The following is a 525-nucleotide window of genomic DNA, read 5'->3' as shown; positions in this document are numbered from 1 at the left end:
CCAACGAAACGCCCAGCCGGATGAGGTCGTGCGCCGGGTTGCCGATGACCGTCTGGTCAAAATCGCGGATCTGGATGCTCGTGCTGCCCCGCATGTCGCCAATGGGGCCGAGGTTGCCGACATGGCAGTCGCCGCAGATCCAGATATCGGGCCCGTCGGGCAGCAGGTGCGGCTGCACGGTGGCCAGCCATTCATAGAACTTCTCGGTACTGCCGCGCACGTAGGCGTGCACGGACTTGGCCATCTTCGCCTGCCGCAGGCGCATCAGAACGGAGCCGCGGTCTTTGGGCTTGACGGCTTTTTTGGAGAGTTTTTGCCTGGCCATGCCGGCCTCCTGTTTTGAGGGCACAACGGTGCACGTGGGTCTGCCCATGCCCTAGCAGTAAAAGGGCCTGCAAGGTGAGGTGCAAGGGCGACCAGCACCATTGGCACGAAGGCGCCGATGCCATCCAGAAAGCCCGCGCGATATGCCGGTGGGCGCAAAGCGGTGGGCGAGATGGCCGTTTTCTGAATCCCCCACCGTGG

Annotated in this window: 1 protein-coding gene; it reads right to left on the bottom strand. The window is 63.6% G+C overall.

Features of this window, described 5'->3' with window-relative positions; translation table 11 throughout:
• On the bottom strand, nucleotides 1-325 hold a 325-nt coding region (locus RVY79_RS17140; protein WP_317465677.1), incomplete at its 3' end, for a DUF2252 family protein.
• Nucleotides 326-525: the final 200 nt, after the last annotated feature.

The sequence above is a fragment of the Chromohalobacter sp. HP20-39 genome (genome assembly GCF_033052815.1).
Taxonomy (GTDB): domain Bacteria; phylum Pseudomonadota; class Gammaproteobacteria; order Pseudomonadales; family Halomonadaceae; genus Chromohalobacter.
Note: the sequence above shows the minus strand (reverse complement) of the source record. Positions and strands in the feature narration are given on the sequence as shown.